Origin of the sequence: Paenibacillus sp. FSL W8-0187 (genome assembly GCF_037969755.1) — a bacterium.
Classification (GTDB): Bacteria; Bacillota; Bacilli; order Paenibacillales; family Paenibacillaceae; genus Paenibacillus_AQ.
In genome coordinates this window covers 6,004,129-6,020,638 of sequence record NZ_CP150206.1, presented here as the reverse complement: position 1 = coordinate 6,020,638, position 16,510 = coordinate 6,004,129, and the positions used below count along the sequence as shown (strand labels likewise).

Sequence of the window (16,510 nt, the reverse complement as noted above, 5' to 3'; positions counted from 1 at the left end):
AAGTGAGAAGATGTCTTGTAGCGAATCTAACCAAGTCAACGGTGTTATCCCGCAGGCCTTCTCATAGCACTTTAATGTTTTAATTTAAGGTTTGCCAATGGCTTGCGATTCTGGTAAAGTAGGTTCTCAATCGTGATTGGGGAGGGAACGGCATGCATTACTACAAGCCGAAAGATATCGCCAAAGAGCTGCACATCAGCACGAGTGCTTTAAGGCATTATGAAGCTTGGGGAGTGGTACCCCCTCCTGCCCGGAACGAGAAAGGCTACCGTTTATACACGCAAATGCATATGGCCTACTTCCGTTGTCTGCGCGCCATGTTTCCGGGCTTTGGTTACGCGGTGACTTATGATGTGATTCGCCACATTCAGAAGAGGGAGATGGATGAAGCCCTCTGGGTCGTGAATGGGGAGCAAGTCAAACTTTTGCAGGAAAAAAACATTGCGGATGAAACGCTTGCGTTGCTTGAGAATCCCGAGCTTAACATCATCAAGGACAAAAAGCTCAAAGCCCATATGACGATCGGCGAGGTCGCCGAGCTGACCAACGTGGAGTCGTCCGCCATCCGTCACTGGGAGAAGGAAGGTTTGATCACTCCGGATCGAAACCCCGAGAATGGATACCGGCTGTACACCCCGTCGCAAGTGAGGCAGATTTTGCTGATTCGCTCGCTAAGGCGGACTGTATATTTCTTGGAGAGTATCAAGGAGATTATTCAGGCCGTGGAGCATCAGAGCATTGAGCAGGCACAAAAAATGGTTCGCGAAGCGTTATCCGTCATTCATAAGCGGAATCTGCAGCAATTCAACGGCATTCATAAATTGATGGAGCTGTGCATGGAGGTAGGCCTGCTGGAGTTTAACGATGCGGCACTTCTGAAGCCGATTTTAACGTTTAACCCGGACCGGGAATAACGGACAGGCGCAAGGCCTTTGCGCCGCCCCAGGTGACCGGTTAGGGAACGCAATGGCTGCGTTTTTTATGGACACAAACAAGCCCCCATGGATATCATGGAGGCTTGTTTGTGTAGATCTATTTGTCCCGTATATTAACCTTGGTTGAGCACGAATTTTTCAATGACATGTTTCACGCCGTCCTCGTTATTCCCGAGCGTAACGTAATCGGCAATCGCTTTAAGCGGCTCGATCGCATTGCCCATGGCGACGCCTAGACCGGCGGCTTCCAGCATCTCGTGATCGTTCCAGGAGTCGCCGACAGCGATGGTCTCCTTGAGATCGCAGCCGAAATGATCTGCAAGGAAGGTGAGGGCATGTCCCTTAGTGCCTTCCTTATGCATGAACTCCAGAAAATGCGGTTTGGATTTGGTAATATGCATGTCATCGCCCAGCAGCTCACGGAATACAGGGATCAGTTCATCCAGATAGTCGGGATCGTCAATGATGAGCATTTTCGGGGTCTGTTTCTGAACCATCTTCATAAAATCAGGCTCGATATAATACGGCGTCCGGTTCAGGGCGCAGTAATCGATCAGCTTCTGATTCTCTTCACGGGCATACAGCTTGTCATCGATGTAGGTTTGCAGATGGAGATTATGCTCTACGCAGTATTCATACAGCTTCACAGCAGCGTCGACGGGAACGAAGCGTTCGTAGAGAACCTTCTCGTCGAGCAGATTTTTAATTAAGGCACCTTGGTAGGTGATAATAGGAACATTGAGTCCGGTTTGACGCGCAATTGCTTGAGCAGACGCATAGGCACGTCCGGTTGCCAGTGTCACAACGACACCGTGGGCTACGGCTTGCTCAAGCGCCTGCTGGACGCCGGGGGTTACTTCTTTATCGTCATTGATCAAGGTGTCGTCAATGTCGATGGCCATCAATTTGTAAGTTGTCATGGGTATCTCTCCTTTTGTTTCTGTCTCTGTCTTTAACTCTATTGTACCTTCTGTGGCGCAGACTTCAATTCCGCAATCACCATTCCCGCCAAAATGCACAGACAACCGATGCCGCCGATGAGCGTAAGCCGCTCTCCCGCGAACAGGATTCCGGTCAGCGCGGCGAATACCGGCTCCGTTGCATAGATGATGGCCACCCTGGATGGCGTCGTATATTTTTGACAGACGGTTTGGATCCAGAAGGCGAATGCGCTGGTAGGTCCGATGGATATAGCCAGTGCCCACAGCACGTTCGGCTGGGTCAGCTTCTCCATCAGGTCGGTCACATTGCCGACATGTTCGGTTAGTGCAGATGCCGCTAAGCTAAATACTCCCACGACAGCCATCTGGAGCGCCGCCAGCAGCAAAGCAGGGTATCGACCGGCATAAACGCCCGTATAACCAATATGGAGCGCAAAACCGATGGCGCAAACGAATACGAGCAAATCCCCCTTATTCAAGCTCATGCCGGAACCGGTGAAGGTAAGCAGATACAGACCCGCTGCCGCAAGCAAGGCACTGATCCAGGTGAATCTGGAGATGGAGTGCTTTAACAGGGCATAGGATATGAAAGGGACCAGCACGACGGACAAGCCGGTAATAAAGCCTGTATTGGACGTGGTTGTGTACAGAAGGCCCGCGGTTTGAAAGGCATACCCTATAAATAAAAAAAGACCTAGCAGGCAAGCATGCAGCAGCATTTTGCCGGATATTAGCTTCCACTGGCTCCGGTAAAAGAGGGTAATGATCAATACAAGGAGCAGGGCCGCTCCCAAAAAGCGGACCGAATTGAAGGCCATCGGCGGGAGCACGCGGACCGCATGCTGAACGATGAGGAACGTAGATCCCCACATCATGGCCACCAGAAGCAGGCTGAGATCGGCAATTCGTGAGCGATTCACTCGGAAGTCATCCTTTCTTGAAGATGTGAAACTCCTGATGAGATTCCCGTACATTCGTCCCCGGTCGTAACCTTGGGGCAAGTGATCAAATTGTATCCCATATCAGAGAATCGGACAACCATTTTTAAGCCTAACCAAAGTGGAAGGGGTAGACAAAAAGAGGATGATTTTGCTATACTAATGAACCGAACGTATATTCTCATGACCCTGGGTTATCGGACGTGAAGACCGGCAACTCCATCGATCCCATAGTCAGCATTGAGCTTAGAAAGGAAGATTGTCATCATGATGGGCAGAGCTCATTTGATTATTAGCACAGGGGTTACGTTATCCGTCATGGGCATGAGCGAAGTGCCTGTCACGTTGCCGGCTGCCGCAGTGGCTTTGGTTAGCGCACTGCTTCCCGACATCGACGAGCCCAACTCCCTGCTGGTCCGCAAAGCCATTCCTTCCGGGCTGCTGCGAATCCTCCAGCTAGCGATGATTGGCGCAGCCATCTTCGTTGTCTTCTACGGCAAGGAGTATGCCCCATGGAACATCGCCCTGGCCGGGCTGATCGGGGTTGTTTCGTACCTGCCAAGCCGGACCCTGCGCCATATCGTCATGTTCCTGATCGGTCTCGGACTGATCTCCTTCGGGCAGGGCTTCAGCCCATGGAACACAATTGCAGGCAGCGTGCTCATTGCAGGCTCCTTGGTGACCCACCGGGGGTTAACCCATACCGTCTATGCCGCTGCCGGATGGACGGGCCTGCTGTATTTTGCATCGCAGGGCAAGATCGGCGGGGAAAGCTTATGGTTTGCCGGCGGTTTATCCTACTCCATCCATTTGCTTGCAGATGCATTGACCAATCGCGGAATCCGTCCGCTTCCTCCGTTCAAATGGAGAATTAAACTGAAAATCATGAGCACCGGAAGCAAATGGGGACGCACGGTAGAGAATGTATGTATCGTGTTAACACTGGTCCTTGTTTGGTATGTGTTTATGGCCTCATCTTGATCCGAGGTATACCTGTTTGAAATGAAAAGCCTCTCACCCTTATGCATGCAGCATACGGGCGGGAGGCTTATTTAATACGAGCCGGCTCTATTCCTCAAGAAAAATCAAGCCGATCAAATCGTCGAGCTCAAGGTTGCCGAAGTAATGCTTGACGTTGATGCCGGATAGCGCTGTGCGCACAGCAGTTTCTTCATACCGTTTGCCGCGAAGCAGGTTCTCGATATCAGCGACATCGCCGACGCCGAAGAAGTCGCCGTAAATCTTGATCTCTCCGATATGTCCTTCACGGATGTCCATGCGGATATCAATAATGCCCACCGGGAACTTCTTGGCATGCTTCACATTGCTCTCAGGGGAGAGTCCATAGTTCCAATCCCAATTCTGATAGCGTTCCTTTGAAATCTGGTTGATGATCTCCCAGTCCTTCTCCTGAAGGACATATTGCGGTACTTGATCCGGCTCCATACCGAAAATCGAGCGAAGCAGCTCGGCACGGAACTGTTCAATGGTCATATCCGTACCAAGCAGCTCCTTAATATTCGCCACGCGGCTGCGGACGGATTTGGTGCTCTTGGATTTGAATTTTTCCGGATTGGCATTCAGCGAGGCTTGTACATCATCCAGGTTCAGATCGAACATGAGCGTGCCGTGGCTGAACATGCGTCCCCGCGTCGAGAACTGCGCGTTCCCCGAAATTTTCTTCTCGCCGACCTGCAGGTCATTCCGGCCGCTCAGCTCGGCGGGTACACCCATCTTTTGCAGGAAGTCGATGACCGGCTGCGTGAACTTCAGGAAGTTGTGGAAGGACTGGCCGTCATCCTTCGTAATGAAGCTGAAATTCAGGTTGCCGAGATCATGGTATACGGCTCCGCCCCCGGACAACCGGCGTACAACCTGAATGTTGTTGTCACGAACGTATTCCTGGTTGATCTCTTCGATCGTATTCTGATGCTTTCCGATAATAATGGAAGGCTTGTTGATATAAAAGAGAAGGTAGCTCTCATCCATGGACAAGTGCTTCAAGGCATATTCTTCAATCGCTAGATTAATGGATGGATCGTGGATCCCCTGATTATCGATAAATAGCATAGTATCCTCCGTCGTCACAATTCAAAATGTGGTGCTTCCAGACTATTGTAAACCAATTTTAAGACAGAGACAAAGGATTCCATGTTGACGAGTCAGGGACAGTAGCGACATAATGATGGCATTACATAACGGCAGGACTTGCAAGAGTCCAGGGCATGGAACAGGAGGAGCCCTTATGAACGACAAAAAACAACCCTTGATCGAGGTGTACGGCCATGGAGGGGACGTGGAGACGGCCGCTGCCGCATTCGGAAGGCAAGCCTCGGCTTTCCTGGATTACAGCGCCAATATTAATCCGCTTGGACCGCCGCAAGGAGTTATTACGGCCTTACAAGAGGGAATGAGTGCGGTCATTCGTTATCCGGATCCGGGACACCGCAAGTTCAAGGAGCTGCTCGCAGCAGAGCTAGGCACCGATCCCCGGCGAATCCTTGTCGGCAACGGAGCGGCAGAGTGCATGGCGCTGTTGTTGATGGGGCTATCGCCAGGGACTGTGGGCGTGGTTGACCCGTGTTTTTCCGAATACCGGGAGTTGTCCTTAAAATTTGGTTCGGACATCCGCTCCGTGTGCGGACATCCGGAGAGGGACTGGCGAGCAGACAAGGCGGATGTGATGGAGCTGATAGCTTGCACGGATCTCGTGTTTTTGGGACAGCCCAACAATCCAAATGGGGTTCAGTACAGCCTTGAGGATATCCGCGAAATAGCGGCATGCGCAGAGCAAGAAGGGACCTGGCTGGTGCTGGATGAAGCCTTTATCGACTTTATTCCGCTGGGAGACAGACAGACCCTGATGCCAGAGCTTCATGACTATCCTCGAACCGTGATTGTCAGATCGATGACCAAGTTTTATGCGATTCCGGGCCTGCGGCTCGGGTATACGGCCGCGCATCCCGATGTGATACGCAAGATGGCAGGCAAGCAGGTGACGTGGAGTGTCAATGGACTGGCGCTGCTTGCGGGCGAGGCTTGTCTTGGCAGCGGCAGGGACTACGAGCAGAATACGCTGCAATTGATTCGCGCAGAGCGTCAGAAGCTCATACATGGTTTACGAGCATTGGGGCTGGAGGTTACGCCGGGCGAGGCTAATTTTCTACTCATGGAGCTTCCGCGGCCATGGCGTGCCGAGATGTTTCAGTCGGAGATGGGAAGACGCGGCGTGCTTGTCCGCAGCTGCGCCATGTACCCGGGCCTTGGTGAGCGTCATATCCGGCTAGCCGTTAAACATGCCGCGGATAACGACAGGCTGCTTGCCATTATGGCGGAGGTTCTTGGCATTTCTTCTGAAGACGCAACTTAAGGGTATTAAACGTCACATACCAATGAAGCTCGGGATCAAGCAGATTTAGATCATAGAGAGCAGGGAGAGAGAAACATGGCAGTACCTTTTCTGAAAGGCAAGAATCACCTACATCGTTCGAATGCGTGGCCGGGAGCGGTGGTGTCCCTCGAATCAGAGCTGGAACAGCCTCATATCCGGATATCGCTTCCGGAGCCAGCTGAGTCCAATAGCAGCGCCATATACGGCGGCGGATTCGTAAGCTTGGATCATATCGTGAATCGTTATGTGGACAAGCATTATGATTGCAGCGACCCCGTGAACGATATGTCTAACTTTATAGCTGTTCACGGTTATCCGGCTGAATCTACAGCTGGATTGATGACGGCTGTAAAACTGAAATATGCTTCCATCCGGGAAGAGCGGAGTGAACAGGCTTCCATCCTGTGCTGCACCACCGCCGGCGTGGGCAATGCAGCCCGCGCTGGGTCGAGCCGTACGACCTTTGCCGCTTACCAGCCGGGCACGATTAATATCATGCTGATGGTGGATGGGATGATGACGCCGGCTTGTATGGTGAACGCCATGCTGACGGCGACGGAAGCGAAAGCCGCGGCGCTACATGATCTGGGCGTGAAGGATCATGAAACCGGAGCCGTCGCGACCGGAACGACGACGGACGCGATGGTCCTTGGGGTCAGCGGCAATGCAGCGTATGGCGTGAACCACCATTATGCCGGAACTGCAACCGATCTGGGCGGCATGATCGGCCGCCTTGTCTACGAGAGTGTTACGGAAAGCATTGTCTCCGAAAGAGAGGACCGGATATGACCGTCGTGTGGGTCATTTGGGCAGCGCTCGTACTGGACCTGCTGATTGGAGATCCGAGATGGCTCCCCCATCCCGTCATTGGCATGGGGAAAGCCATCCGCCGGGTTGAAGGCTGGATACGCCATTGGGCGACTTCCGCTCAGAGCCTGAAGTGGGCGGGCATTCTGCTGCCGGTGATCGTGGCCGGTGGCTCCTTCGTGCTGGCGTGGCTGCTCCTCTTGTTATGTGCAGCGATTCATCCTTGGCTTGCGTGGGGAGTGGAGATCGTGCTTATTGCGACTACGATTGCCATCAAGGGACTGCGTGAAGCAGGATTGGAGGTCTACGGCCATCTTCGCTCCGACCATATCACGGAGGCCAGGCGCGCGCTCAGCATGGTTGTCGGGCGAGACACCGGCCATCTGGATGAGCCGGAGATCGTACGGGGAACGGTGGAGACGGTTGCGGAGAATATCGTGGATGCGGTCATTGCTCCGCTGTTTTTTGCCCTGATCGGGGGAGCGCCGCTGGCGATGGCCTACCGGGCCGTGAACACGCTCGACTCCATGGTCGGTTATAAAAACGACAAATACCAGCATATCGGCTGGGCATCCGCAAGGCTGGACGATATCGCCAACTGGATACCGGCACGCCTGACCGCAGGACTGTTGACCATAGTGGCTGCGATGTTTTCGCTGCAATGGAAAAAAGCGATCAAGATGGTCAGAAGGGATGCGCGAAAGCACCCCAGTCCGAATAGCGGCTTCCCGGAATCGGCCGTAGCTGGTGCGCTGGGCATTCGTCTGGGAGGCGAGAATTCCTATCAAGGCGTGATCTCGTTCCGGGCTTACATGGGGGATCCCGAACGACCGCTTGAAGCGGAGGATATTCAGGTGACAAATCGTCTGCTGCTGGGCGTATCGGTATTGTTTACGTTACTGGGTACCGTGGTGCTTGGACTTGTGGCCGCAGCAGGAGGAAGCTTATGGATATGAGGATTACCCTGCATTTGGTCCGTCATGGCCGCACGTTGTGGAACGAGGAGCGCCGTTATCTCGGTCACGAGGATCAGGGGATTCTGGTGGAAGGAAGACAGCAGCTCCTCCCGCTGCGGGAAAGGTTTTGTACCAAGCAGTTCGTCCGGATCTATTGCAGTGATCTCCTTCGATGCAGGCAGACGCTGAATGTTATCTTACCGGATTCAACAAAGTCCGCTATTCCTGATGATGAAGATCCGGGCAGGTTTATTCCAGGTGTCGAGTATGATCCGCGGCTGCGTGAGCTCGATTTCGGGGATTGGGAGGGGAACACCTACGAGGACTTGAAGTCGGATATCTCCTATCGGCGCTGGATTGATAACCCCGCAGAAGTTGCGCCGCCAAATGGGGAGAGCTGGGAAGCGTTCTGTTCCCGGATTCAGGCATTCTTGACCGGATTGTATTTGGATTTGAAGGAACTGTTGCATGTGGAGGAAGATCCGGATACCCTTGTGCAGGCAGAGGCAGAGGCAGAGGCAGAGGCAGAGGCAGAGGCAGAGGCAGAGGCAGAGGCAGAGGCAGAGGCAGAGGCAGAGGCAGAGGCAGAGGCAGAGGCAGAGGCAGAGGCAGAGGCAGAGGCAGAGGCAGAGGCAGCCGGTTATGGTTGTGGGACACAGAGGGCCGAGTTGGATGTGCTTGTGGTCACCCATGGGGGCGTCATCCGGCAGATCGCGGCAGCTACCCTTCCGCATACGGAATTCTGGGAAACGCAAGTGTCACCGGGCGAGGAGCTCAAGCTGCAATTGACATGGGATGGAGACCGCTGGGAAGGCGTGCGGTTAAGCGAATAAATGAAATCGTATGATATCGGTGCGGAATGGGCGATAACGGGATAAATCCGTATCATAAGGCATTTGAAATGACCGATTCTTTCGGTTGTAAGAGGAAGGTTTATCGCCTATAATTTTGGGCAGAGAAACCATGCTTGGCCTAACATACATAAATTCATATTATTTGCGAGGGTCCCGGATAGAAGGCGTTGTTGCCTTCTGCCGGGTTAATAGGGAAGCCGGTGCAAGTCCGGCACGGTCCCGCCACTGTGAAGCAGGGACTTCTTCATATGCCACTGAGCCATAGCGCTTGGGAAGGCGGAGAAGTCGTTACAGCCTGCAAGTCAGGAGACCTGCCCTCGGCGAATGAATGACGGTCCTTCGAGGAGAGGATTACGTTTGCCGGACCCATGCAGCATGTGTGGGCGGAAGTTTAAGGCGCTATCTGTGAACGGTTATCCAGATGTCCTTATGTTAAAACGTAATCCCTGAGTCCTTGTTTACGAGGAGTCAGGGATTTTTGCTTTTCTTTGGAGTATGACGATTGATGTTTTTCTCCCGGTAAGGATCGGTTGAAGGAATGTAAACTCGAAAGCGCCAGGTTCTCAATTATGCATAGGGGGATTTCAAGAGATGAAAGCATTAAACAAAACATGGTCCGTACTTCTAGTAGCCATACTGATGGCTCTGGCCTTGATTGGCTGTGGAGACAAAGAAGCGGCGCCGAAGGATACCACGCAGCCTGCACAGCAGGAAGAGCAGAATAACGAAGCGCCGGCGGGTTCCGGCGAAGAGCTTAAAACGACGTATCCGCTGACCGTTAAGGATTCAACCGGGGTTGAAATGACGTTTGAGAAAGCTCCGGCCAAAATTGCATCCCTGACACCGTCCGAGACGGAAAAACTGTTCGCTTTGGGCCTGGATGAGGAAATCGTTGGCGTGTCCGATAATGACGATTATCCGGAAGCAGCCAAATCCAAGCCTAAATTGGGCGGGTTCCAAGTGAATGAAGAGGCTATTATTGCAGCCGATGCCGATGTGGTATTTGCGGCTTCGATGAATGCTCAGAATGCCGAGAAATTGCGTGAGCTTGGCGTTACCCTGTTCGTCAATGATCCGAAAACCATTGATGCCGTGATGGAGAACATCGAACTGATCGGACAAATTACGGACCGTCAAGCGGAGGCGAAAGCGGTCGTGGATCAGATGAAGCAGGAATTGGCTACCGTTACGGAAGCCGTGAAAGCCGTGAAGGATGAAGACAAGAAGAAAGTGTATGTGGAATTCTCTCCGGGATGGACCGTCGGCAAGGGTGAGTTTATGGATGAGATCATCACCTTAGCTGGCGGCGTCAACGCAGCCGGCGATGCGGAAGGCTGGTTCGAAATCAGTGAGGAAAATATTATTGCTGCGAACCCCGACGTCATTCTGTACACGGACGATGTGGTTGATGAAGCAACCAAGAAAACATTGGATCAGCTGATTAAGGAGCGCGGCGGCTGGGATCAGATCGAAGCCATCAAGAACGATCAGGTCATATCCGTGGATGCGAACCTGCTCAGCCGTCCTGGTCCCCGTGTGACGCAAGGGTTGGTGGAAGTGGCGAAGGCCGTTTATCCGGAACTGATGAATCCATGAGTAAAAAACTTGCAGGATTCGGTGCGGCCGGCATCATCCTATTACTGTTAACCTTGGTTGTCAGTCTCGGAATCGGCTCCGTGCACCTGCCTGTGAGAGAGATTGGGGCGATGCTGCTGCACCGGCTGCCGGGAATCGGCGATTCCATCGTTCCGAGCTGGGAAGCTTCATCCGAGCAAATCCTAATGAAGGTGAGATTGCCGCGCATATTGCTGGGGATGCTCGTAGGAGCCTCCCTGGCCGTCGCCGGAGCCGCCTTTCAAGGGGTATTGCGCAATCCGCTGGCGGATCCGTTTACGCTTGGTGTATCCTCGGGTGCTGCGCTTGGCGCAGCATCCCTGATTTTTTTCGGGATGGAATATTCCTTTGCCGGAGGTTACACGCTGCCGCTTGTAGCGTTTCTGACCGGAGCAGGCACCTTATGGGCGGTTCTGCTGCTGGCGAGGGATCAAGGAAAACTGCCGATCCACGGGCTCATTCTGTCCGGCGTGGTGATGCAGTCGTTTCTGGGCGCCGTCGTTTCCTTTCTGACGGTCATGTCCAAAGATACGGTAAACCAGATCCTGTACTGGACGATGGGGAGCCTGAGCATGCGTGGATGGTCGTATACGGCCATCCTTTTCCCGTATTTTATCGCAGGTTTTATCTACTTATGGAGCAGGTCGCGGGCGCTTAATATTTTGTCGCTGGGGGAACGGCAGGCCGCCCATATGGGCTTGAATGTGGATCGGTTGAAGACCAGCGTGCTCATCGTTGCTACCCTGCTCGCCGCCGCAGCCGTGTCGGTATCCGGCGTGATTGGATTCGTGGGACTTGTGGTACCGCATATGATCCGGCTGATCACCGGCTCCGATTACCGCGTCATTGTTCCACTGTCGGCTCTGGGCGGCGCGATATTCATGGTCTGGTGCGATACGGCGGCACGGTCCGTACTGGCACCAACGGAAATACCGCTTGGTGTGGTTACGGCATTCATAGGCGCTCCATTCTTTGCGTATTTGCTATACCGGAACAAAAAACGGCGCAGGGAGGGTCTATCATGATTACAGCTCAAGGACTTGGCAAAGCATATGGCAAGGTGCCGATTCTTGAAGGCGTGGACCTTCACATTGCCGAAGGGGAATGGTGGGGGATCATCGGTCCGAACGGAAGCGGTAAATCCACCCTCATGCAGCTGTTATCCGGTGTGGAGAATCCTACGCAAGGAAGTGTGACGCTTCGGGGCAAGGCGCTTGCACACTATACTCGTAAGACGCTGGCCCGGATCGTGGCGGTGCTTCAGCAGGAAGGGCTTGATCCTACCGATTTTACCGTCCGGGAAGTGTTGGAGATGGGAAGGTTCCCCTTCCTGAACTGGCTTGGCCGTGAAGATAAGGATGCAGCCCCGCTCATTGAGGCCATTATCCGAAAGCTGGATCTGAATGGTCTGGAAGAACGGCGGCTTACCGAGTTAAGCGGCGGTCAACGCCAGCGTGTCGCGCTTGGCAAGGTAATGGTCCAGGAGCCTTCGCTGCTGATGCTGGATGAACCGACGACCTATCTGGATATCCACTATCAGCTTCAGTTCATGGATATGGTGGCGGAGTGGCGGAACTCGTCCGGGATTACGGTGATCAGCGTACTGCATGATTTGAATCTGGCGGCTCAATTTTGCGATAAACTGCTGGTGCTTGATCAGGGAAAGATCGCCGGGGTTGGCAAGCCGGAAGAAGTTTTGACAGCGGCGTATATACGTCAAATTTTCCGGGTGGAGCCCTCGATTGTGGCCCATCCCGAGAATGGTGCTCCGCAGGTGCTGTTAACGGCGAATAGCACGTGGTCCTGACCGATGTTGCCGCATATTCCGCTTTAGGATGTAAGATTTAGGAACAAGATACAAGGAGGTCGTTTCATTGACGGATACAATCGTTAATCGTTTAAATCACATCATTGCTAACATTAAACCGCTGAATGTCGAGGTTCAGAACGAAACAGCCGCTTATTTGGACACGCTGACGAAGCCTCCGGGCAGTCTGGGTAAGCTGGAGGCGCTAGCGATCCAATTAGCGGGAATTACAGGGAATGTGAAGCCGTCGTTCACCAAAAAATCCGTCGTTGTCATGGCTGGTGATCATGGAGTCTGTGAAGAAGGAGTCAGTGCATTTCCGGCTGAGGTAACGCCCCAGATGGTCATGAACTTCCTGAATGGAGGGGCGGCTGTGAATGTGCTGGCGCGTCAGGCGGGGGCGGACGTGCATTGTGTGGACATCGGTGTCGCGATCGAGCTGAAGGATGAGAAGCTGAAGTCGCGGAACGTTGGCAGAGGAACTGCCAATATGGCCAAAGGGCCCGCGATGACAAAGGCAGCGGCACTGCAGTCTATTGTAACCGGTGCAGAGGTAGCAGCCGAGTTGGTGTCGCAAGGAACGCAAATGTTCGTGACCGGAGAGATGGGCATTGGGAACACGACACCGAGTGCAGCGATATTCTCCGTTCTGTCCGGCAATCAGCCATCTGAAGTCGTGGGAAGGGGAACGGGCGTAACCGATGAACGGCTGCTACATAAGATTCGAGTTGTGGAACAGGCTATACAAGTTAATAGACCTCATGCCGATGATCCCATCGACGTGCTCGCCAAAGTTGGAGGATATGAGATCGGCGGGTTGGCTGGACTTATCCTGGGTGCGGCTGCCCACGGTTGTCCCGTTATCATTGACGGCTTCATATCCAGTGCGGCGGCGCTGGTTGCCAAATGCATCTGCCCGGACGCCCTCTCCTATATGATTGCCTCTCATGTTTCGCATGAACAGGCGCATGTGCTTCTGTTGAAAGAGCTGGGGCTGCATCCGATGCTGCAAATGGACATGCGTCTTGGCGAGGGTACAGGCGGAGTACTGTGCCTGCATCTGGTCGAGGCGGCGTGCCGGATCATGCATGAGATGGCGACGTTTGAGAGCGCCGGAATCAGCGGAGGGGCCGTATGAACCATCGTGGAAGCGTGTTGGTCACGGGTGGGGCCAGAAGCGGAAAGAGCTCATTCGCGGAGAAGTTGTGCATGAAGCGCTCGGAGTCCGGAACGTATGTGGCGACTGCGCAAGCCTATGACGATGAGATGAGGGAACGGATCCGAATTCATCAAGACCGTCGGCATGATTCGGCCTACGGTTGGGAGACGGTCGAGGAGCCTGTCGCCCTCCCGGAACTGCTGGATACGCTGGGCCAATCGCAACCTAATGCTCCTGCGGTGGTAGTGGACTGCCTGACACTGTGGCTTACGAATGTACTGCTGCAAGCTGAGCCTGAAGGAAGTGCTGCAATGGAAGAACGGCTGGGACTTCAAATCGGCAGGCTCGCAAGAGCGGTACAGGGTTATCCGGGAACGGTCATTCTGGTAACAAATGAAGTGGGGTCGGGGATTGTTCCGGAATATCCGCTAGGCCGAATATATCGCGACTGGGCAGGGATCATGAATCAGAGACTGGCTCAGATATGTGATGAAGTATTTTTGGTGACTGCGGGAATTCCGATGGAAATCAAGAGCAAGGAGTATCTCATATGAGCAAGATAATCGAAGCGGCTGCGGCCGCTTTTCAATTTCTATCGAGGCTGCCGGTGCGGAGGGAAATTCCTTTTACGCCGGAAGTGCAACAACGGAGCGTCGTTTTTTATCCATTGGTGGGTGCGGTTATTGGTATGATCGTTGCCGGATTGGGACTGGGCGTAAGCTTTGTGCTGCCTTCCTTTCCCGCTGCCGTCATCCTGCTGGTTGTATGGGTTGCGCTGACGGGAGGGCTGCACCTCGATGGTTGGATGGATAGTGCTGATGCGCTGCTTAGCCATCGGTCGCGTGAGAAGATGCTGGAAATCATGAAGGATAGCCGTGTAGGTGCAATGGGGGTCATGGCGTGTATGCTGCTGCTCCTTTTGAAAGCTTCCTTGATCATGTCTATATGGGATTTGTCAGCCGGGGCATGGAAACAAGAGGTATGGCTGCTGGTGCTCGCTCCGGTTTGGAGCCGCTGGTTTATGGTCCATGCGATGTATCGCTGGCCGATGGCACGGGGAAGTGAGGGGCTTGCCGCTCTATTTCATGGATTGACCGCCGGCAGGAGATCGCTGGCAGGCGTAATGGCTGTCCTGTTAACGCTAGTTATTGTAGGTTTGCTATGGATCACGGCAGGCGAGACTAATCTTGGGATGATTGGAATCGGAGGAATCCTTGTCATACCATTCATAGCCTGGGCCGCTGGCAGTTTAACGGCAGAACGGATGACCCGAAGACTTGGAGGACTGACGGGGGATACTTACGGGGCCCTCAATGAACTGATTGAAACGGTTGTGTTAATATTTGTGGTTCTCCTTTTGAAGTTTACATGATATGATAGTAGAGCAATATCGGTTGTAATCCGATCAACATAGTCGACATAATCCGCATCGATGAGAACACAACGATTTTGGGCAGGGATTTTCTCAATCGGGTAATGATATGTTTAGAGTGGGCTGTAATGGATATGAATACATACTAGCGCACTTATGACATGAGGATGGAGCACCTATATCCTTATCTAAAGAATGGGAGGAATCATTAGGATGGAAACGCTTTGGGTTATCATCAATGTCCTTGTTCTGATTCTGCTGGTCGGTATTTTGTACTGGATGCAAAGAAAGCATTACTCGTTTACCAAGCGCGTGTTTGCTGGACTCGGACTGGGTGTGTTGTTCGGAGTGGCACTGCAGCTCATCTATACTTCGACCTCCGATGTGGTGGTGAAATCCACCGATTGGTTTAATCTGATAGGTTACGGCTACGTTAGGCTGCTGCAAATGATGGTCATTCCGCTGATCATGGTGTCGATCATATCGGCCATCATGAAGCTGAAGGGCGGAAAGAATCTGGGCAAAATGAGCGGGCTTATCATTACGGTGCTGCTTCTGACGACAGCCGTAGCCGCTGCTGTCGGAATTACGACCGCGTTGGCCTTCGATTTGTCCGCCGTCAATATCCAAGGCGGTGCAGCGGAGGAGCAGCAAGGTGCACTGCTGCAAGAACGGCTCGGGGATGTTGAGGGCCGTACGCTGCCGCAGCAGATCCTGGATTTCATTCCGAGCAATCCGTTTGCCGACATGACGGGAGCACGAAGAACTTCGACGATTGCGGTCGTCATTTTCTCGGCATTCGTCGGGATCGCCGTTCTCGGGTTGGACCGAAAAAACAAAGAGCAGGCGGAAACGTTCCGCAACATGATCTCTGCGGTCTACGGCGTAGTTATGCGCATCGTGACGCTGGTGCTTCGTCTGACGCCTTATGGGATTCTGGCACTCATGGCCAAAACGATCGCCACGACCGATCTTGCGGTGATCATGAATCTGATCGATTTCGTCCTTGCTTCGTACGTGGCTTTGATCGTCATGTTCATTATCCATCTGGTGCTGCTGGCGATATTCGGGTTTAACCCGCTCAAATATGTGAAGAAGGTATTCCCGACGCTGACCTTTGCCTTCACCTCGCGCTCCAGCGCGGCCACGATCCCGCTTAACGTGCAGACCCAGAACAAAAAGCTGGGCGTTTCGGAAGGCATCGCGAACCTCTCGGCATCGTTTGGCGCCACGATTGGGCAGAACGGCTGCGCGGGCATTTATCCTGCCATGCTGGCCGTCATGATTGCGCCGACAGCCGGCGTGGACCCGACCTCATGGTCGTTCATCCTTACCCTGATCGTGGTCGTTATGATCAGTTCCTTCGGCGTGGCGGGTGTCGGAGGCGGAGCTACCTTCGCATCGCTCATCGTGCTCTCAACGATGAACCTCCCGGTTGCCTTGGCGGGTCTGTTAATTTCCGTCGAGCCGCTGATCGATATGGGACGGACGGCACTGAACGTGAATGACTCCATGACAGCCGGTGTGATTACCGGGAAAGTCATGAATGAAGTGGACAAAGACGTGTACAACGACGACAATATTGAACTGGATATGGTTCAGGCATAAGAACGTATCCATGAGAGCCATCTTGCGCAGGCATTGTTTCTGCCGAGGATGGCTCTTTTCTGGTACATAGAGAAAGCCCGAATACCGTGAGTGAAACGGTAATCCGGGCTTTTTTTCTCATGCTGAAA

The 16,510-nt window shown here is 53.3% G+C and carries 16 protein-coding genes and 1 riboswitch; of the genes, 13 read left to right on the top strand and 3 right to left on the bottom strand.

Features of this window, described 5'->3' with window-relative positions; translation table 11 throughout:
- Positions 1–152 precede the first annotated feature (152 nt).
- Positions 153–914: a TioE family transcriptional regulator gene (locus MKY48_RS27195; RefSeq protein WP_339267646.1), complete on the top strand. Its 762-nt coding sequence runs from the start codon at positions 153–155 to the stop codon at positions 912–914.
- Between the two features lie 134 nt (positions 915–1,048).
- Here the strand turns inward: MKY48_RS27195 and MKY48_RS27190 are convergent, their stop codons facing one another.
- Positions 1,049–1,855, bottom strand: coding sequence for a Cof-type HAD-IIB family hydrolase (locus MKY48_RS27190; RefSeq protein WP_215163395.1), 807 nt, complete (start codon positions 1,853–1,855; stop codon positions 1,049–1,051).
- A 38-nt stretch (positions 1,856–1,893) separates the two neighbouring features.
- A complete protein-coding gene (locus tag MKY48_RS27185; RefSeq protein ID WP_339291713.1) occupies positions 1,894–2,796 on the bottom strand; it encodes a DMT family transporter in 903 nt (300 codons plus the stop codon).
- A 285-nt stretch (positions 2,797–3,081) separates the two neighbouring features.
- Here MKY48_RS27185 and MKY48_RS27180 point away from each other — a divergent pair, with 285 nt between their 5' ends.
- Positions 3,082–3,795, top strand: a complete 714-nt coding sequence (locus MKY48_RS27180; RefSeq protein WP_076324612.1) for a metal-dependent hydrolase — start codon at positions 3,082–3,084, stop codon at positions 3,793–3,795.
- 87 nt (positions 3,796–3,882) lie between these two features.
- On the opposite strand, the gene MKY48_RS27175 is transcribed toward MKY48_RS27180, so the two are convergent.
- A complete protein-coding gene (locus MKY48_RS27175) occupies positions 3,883–4,884 on the bottom strand; it encodes a lipoate--protein ligase (protein WP_215163392.1) in 1,002 nt (333 codons plus the stop codon).
- 175 nt (positions 4,885–5,059) lie between these two features.
- Here MKY48_RS27175 and cobD point away from each other — a divergent pair, with 175 nt between their 5' ends.
- From cobD to MKY48_RS27120, 11 genes are all read left to right on the top strand, one after another.
- A complete protein-coding gene (gene cobD / locus MKY48_RS27170) occupies positions 5,060–6,184 on the top strand; it encodes a threonine-phosphate decarboxylase CobD (protein ID WP_339291712.1) in 1,125 nt (374 codons plus the stop codon).
- Between the two features lie 75 nt (positions 6,185–6,259).
- Positions 6,260–6,994, top strand: coding sequence for an adenosylcobinamide amidohydrolase (locus MKY48_RS27165; RefSeq protein ID WP_339291711.1), 735 nt, complete (start codon positions 6,260–6,262; stop codon positions 6,992–6,994).
- Complete coding sequence (gene cbiB, locus MKY48_RS27160) at positions 6,991–7,968, top strand: adenosylcobinamide-phosphate synthase CbiB (RefSeq protein ID WP_339291710.1); 978 nt, start codon at positions 6,991–6,993, stop codon at positions 7,966–7,968. Before MKY48_RS27165 ends, cbiB begins: the two co-directional genes overlap by 4 nt.
- The gene (locus tag MKY48_RS27155; protein WP_339291709.1) at positions 7,959–8,801 is read left to right on the top strand and encodes a histidine phosphatase family protein; all 843 of its coding nucleotides are present in this window, start codon (positions 7,959–7,961) and stop codon (positions 8,799–8,801) included. Before cbiB ends, MKY48_RS27155 begins: the two co-directional genes overlap by 10 nt.
- 152 nt (positions 8,802–8,953) lie before the next feature.
- Positions 8,954–9,156, top strand: a riboswitch (cobalamin riboswitch).
- A 257-nt stretch (positions 9,157–9,413) separates the two neighbouring features.
- Positions 9,414–10,418, top strand: coding sequence for an ABC transporter substrate-binding protein (locus tag MKY48_RS27150; protein ID WP_339291708.1), 1,005 nt, complete (start codon positions 9,414–9,416; stop codon positions 10,416–10,418).
- Positions 10,415–11,461: an iron ABC transporter permease gene (locus MKY48_RS27145; RefSeq protein ID WP_339291707.1), complete on the top strand. Its 1,047-nt coding sequence runs from the start codon at positions 10,415–10,417 to the stop codon at positions 11,459–11,461. The genes MKY48_RS27150 and MKY48_RS27145 overlap by 4 nt, the downstream gene beginning before the upstream one ends.
- A complete protein-coding gene (locus MKY48_RS27140) occupies positions 11,458–12,243 on the top strand; it encodes an ABC transporter ATP-binding protein (protein ID WP_076324604.1) in 786 nt (261 codons plus the stop codon). The genes MKY48_RS27145 and MKY48_RS27140 overlap by 4 nt, the downstream gene beginning before the upstream one ends.
- A 67-nt stretch (positions 12,244–12,310) precedes the next feature.
- Positions 12,311–13,381, top strand: a complete 1,071-nt coding sequence (gene cobT / locus MKY48_RS27135) for a nicotinate-nucleotide--dimethylbenzimidazole phosphoribosyltransferase (protein WP_076324603.1) — start codon at positions 12,311–12,313, stop codon at positions 13,379–13,381.
- Positions 13,378–13,956 (top strand): bifunctional adenosylcobinamide kinase/adenosylcobinamide-phosphate guanylyltransferase, encoded by a 579-nt coding sequence (gene cobU / locus MKY48_RS27130; protein WP_076324602.1) that lies wholly within the window; start codon positions 13,378–13,380, stop codon positions 13,954–13,956. The genes cobT and cobU overlap by 4 nt, the downstream gene beginning before the upstream one ends.
- Entirely contained in the window at positions 13,953–14,774 is an 822-nt protein-coding gene (gene cobS, locus MKY48_RS27125; RefSeq protein ID WP_076324601.1) for an adenosylcobinamide-GDP ribazoletransferase, read from the top strand. The genes cobU and cobS overlap by 4 nt, the downstream gene beginning before the upstream one ends.
- Before the next feature lie 213 nt (positions 14,775–14,987).
- On the top strand, positions 14,988–16,382 hold the full coding sequence (locus MKY48_RS27120) for an L-cystine transporter (RefSeq protein ID WP_076324600.1): 1,395 nt from the start codon (positions 14,988–14,990) through the stop codon (positions 16,380–16,382).
- The last annotated feature ends 128 nt before the right edge of the window (positions 16,383–16,510 follow it).

Excerpts from the sequence above, each read along its gene's own strand:
- MKY48_RS27195 (WP_339267646.1), top strand. The coding sequence starts at position 153 with ATGCATTACTACAAGCCGAAAGATATCGCCAAAGAGCTGCACATCAGC.
- MKY48_RS27190 (WP_215163395.1), bottom strand. The coding sequence starts at position 1,855 with ATGACAACTTACAAATTGATGGCCATCGACATTGACGACACCTTGATC.
- MKY48_RS27180 (WP_076324612.1), top strand. The coding sequence starts at position 3,082 with ATGATGGGCAGAGCTCATTTGATTATTAGCACAGGGGTTACGTTATCC.
- MKY48_RS27175 (WP_215163392.1), bottom strand. The coding sequence starts at position 4,884 with ATGCTATTTATCGATAATCAGGGGATCCACGATCCATCCATTAATCTA.
- cobD (WP_339291712.1), top strand. The coding sequence starts at position 5,060 with ATGAACGACAAAAAACAACCCTTGATCGAGGTGTACGGCCATGGAGGG.
- MKY48_RS27165 (WP_339291711.1), top strand. The coding sequence starts at position 6,260 with ATGGCAGTACCTTTTCTGAAAGGCAAGAATCACCTACATCGTTCGAAT.
- cbiB (WP_339291710.1), top strand. The coding sequence starts at position 6,991 with ATGACCGTCGTGTGGGTCATTTGGGCAGCGCTCGTACTGGACCTGCTG.
- MKY48_RS27155 (WP_339291709.1), top strand. The coding sequence starts at position 7,959 with ATGGATATGAGGATTACCCTGCATTTGGTCCGTCATGGCCGCACGTTG.
- MKY48_RS27150 (WP_339291708.1), top strand. The coding sequence starts at position 9,414 with ATGAAAGCATTAAACAAAACATGGTCCGTACTTCTAGTAGCCATACTG.
- MKY48_RS27145 (WP_339291707.1), top strand. The coding sequence starts at position 10,415 with ATGAGTAAAAAACTTGCAGGATTCGGTGCGGCCGGCATCATCCTATTA.
- MKY48_RS27140 (WP_076324604.1), top strand. The coding sequence starts at position 11,458 with ATGATTACAGCTCAAGGACTTGGCAAAGCATATGGCAAGGTGCCGATT.
- cobU (WP_076324602.1), top strand. The coding sequence starts at position 13,378 with ATGAACCATCGTGGAAGCGTGTTGGTCACGGGTGGGGCCAGAAGCGGA.
- cobS (WP_076324601.1), top strand. The coding sequence starts at position 13,953 with ATGAGCAAGATAATCGAAGCGGCTGCGGCCGCTTTTCAATTTCTATCG.
- MKY48_RS27120 (WP_076324600.1), top strand. The coding sequence starts at position 14,988 with ATGGAAACGCTTTGGGTTATCATCAATGTCCTTGTTCTGATTCTGCTG.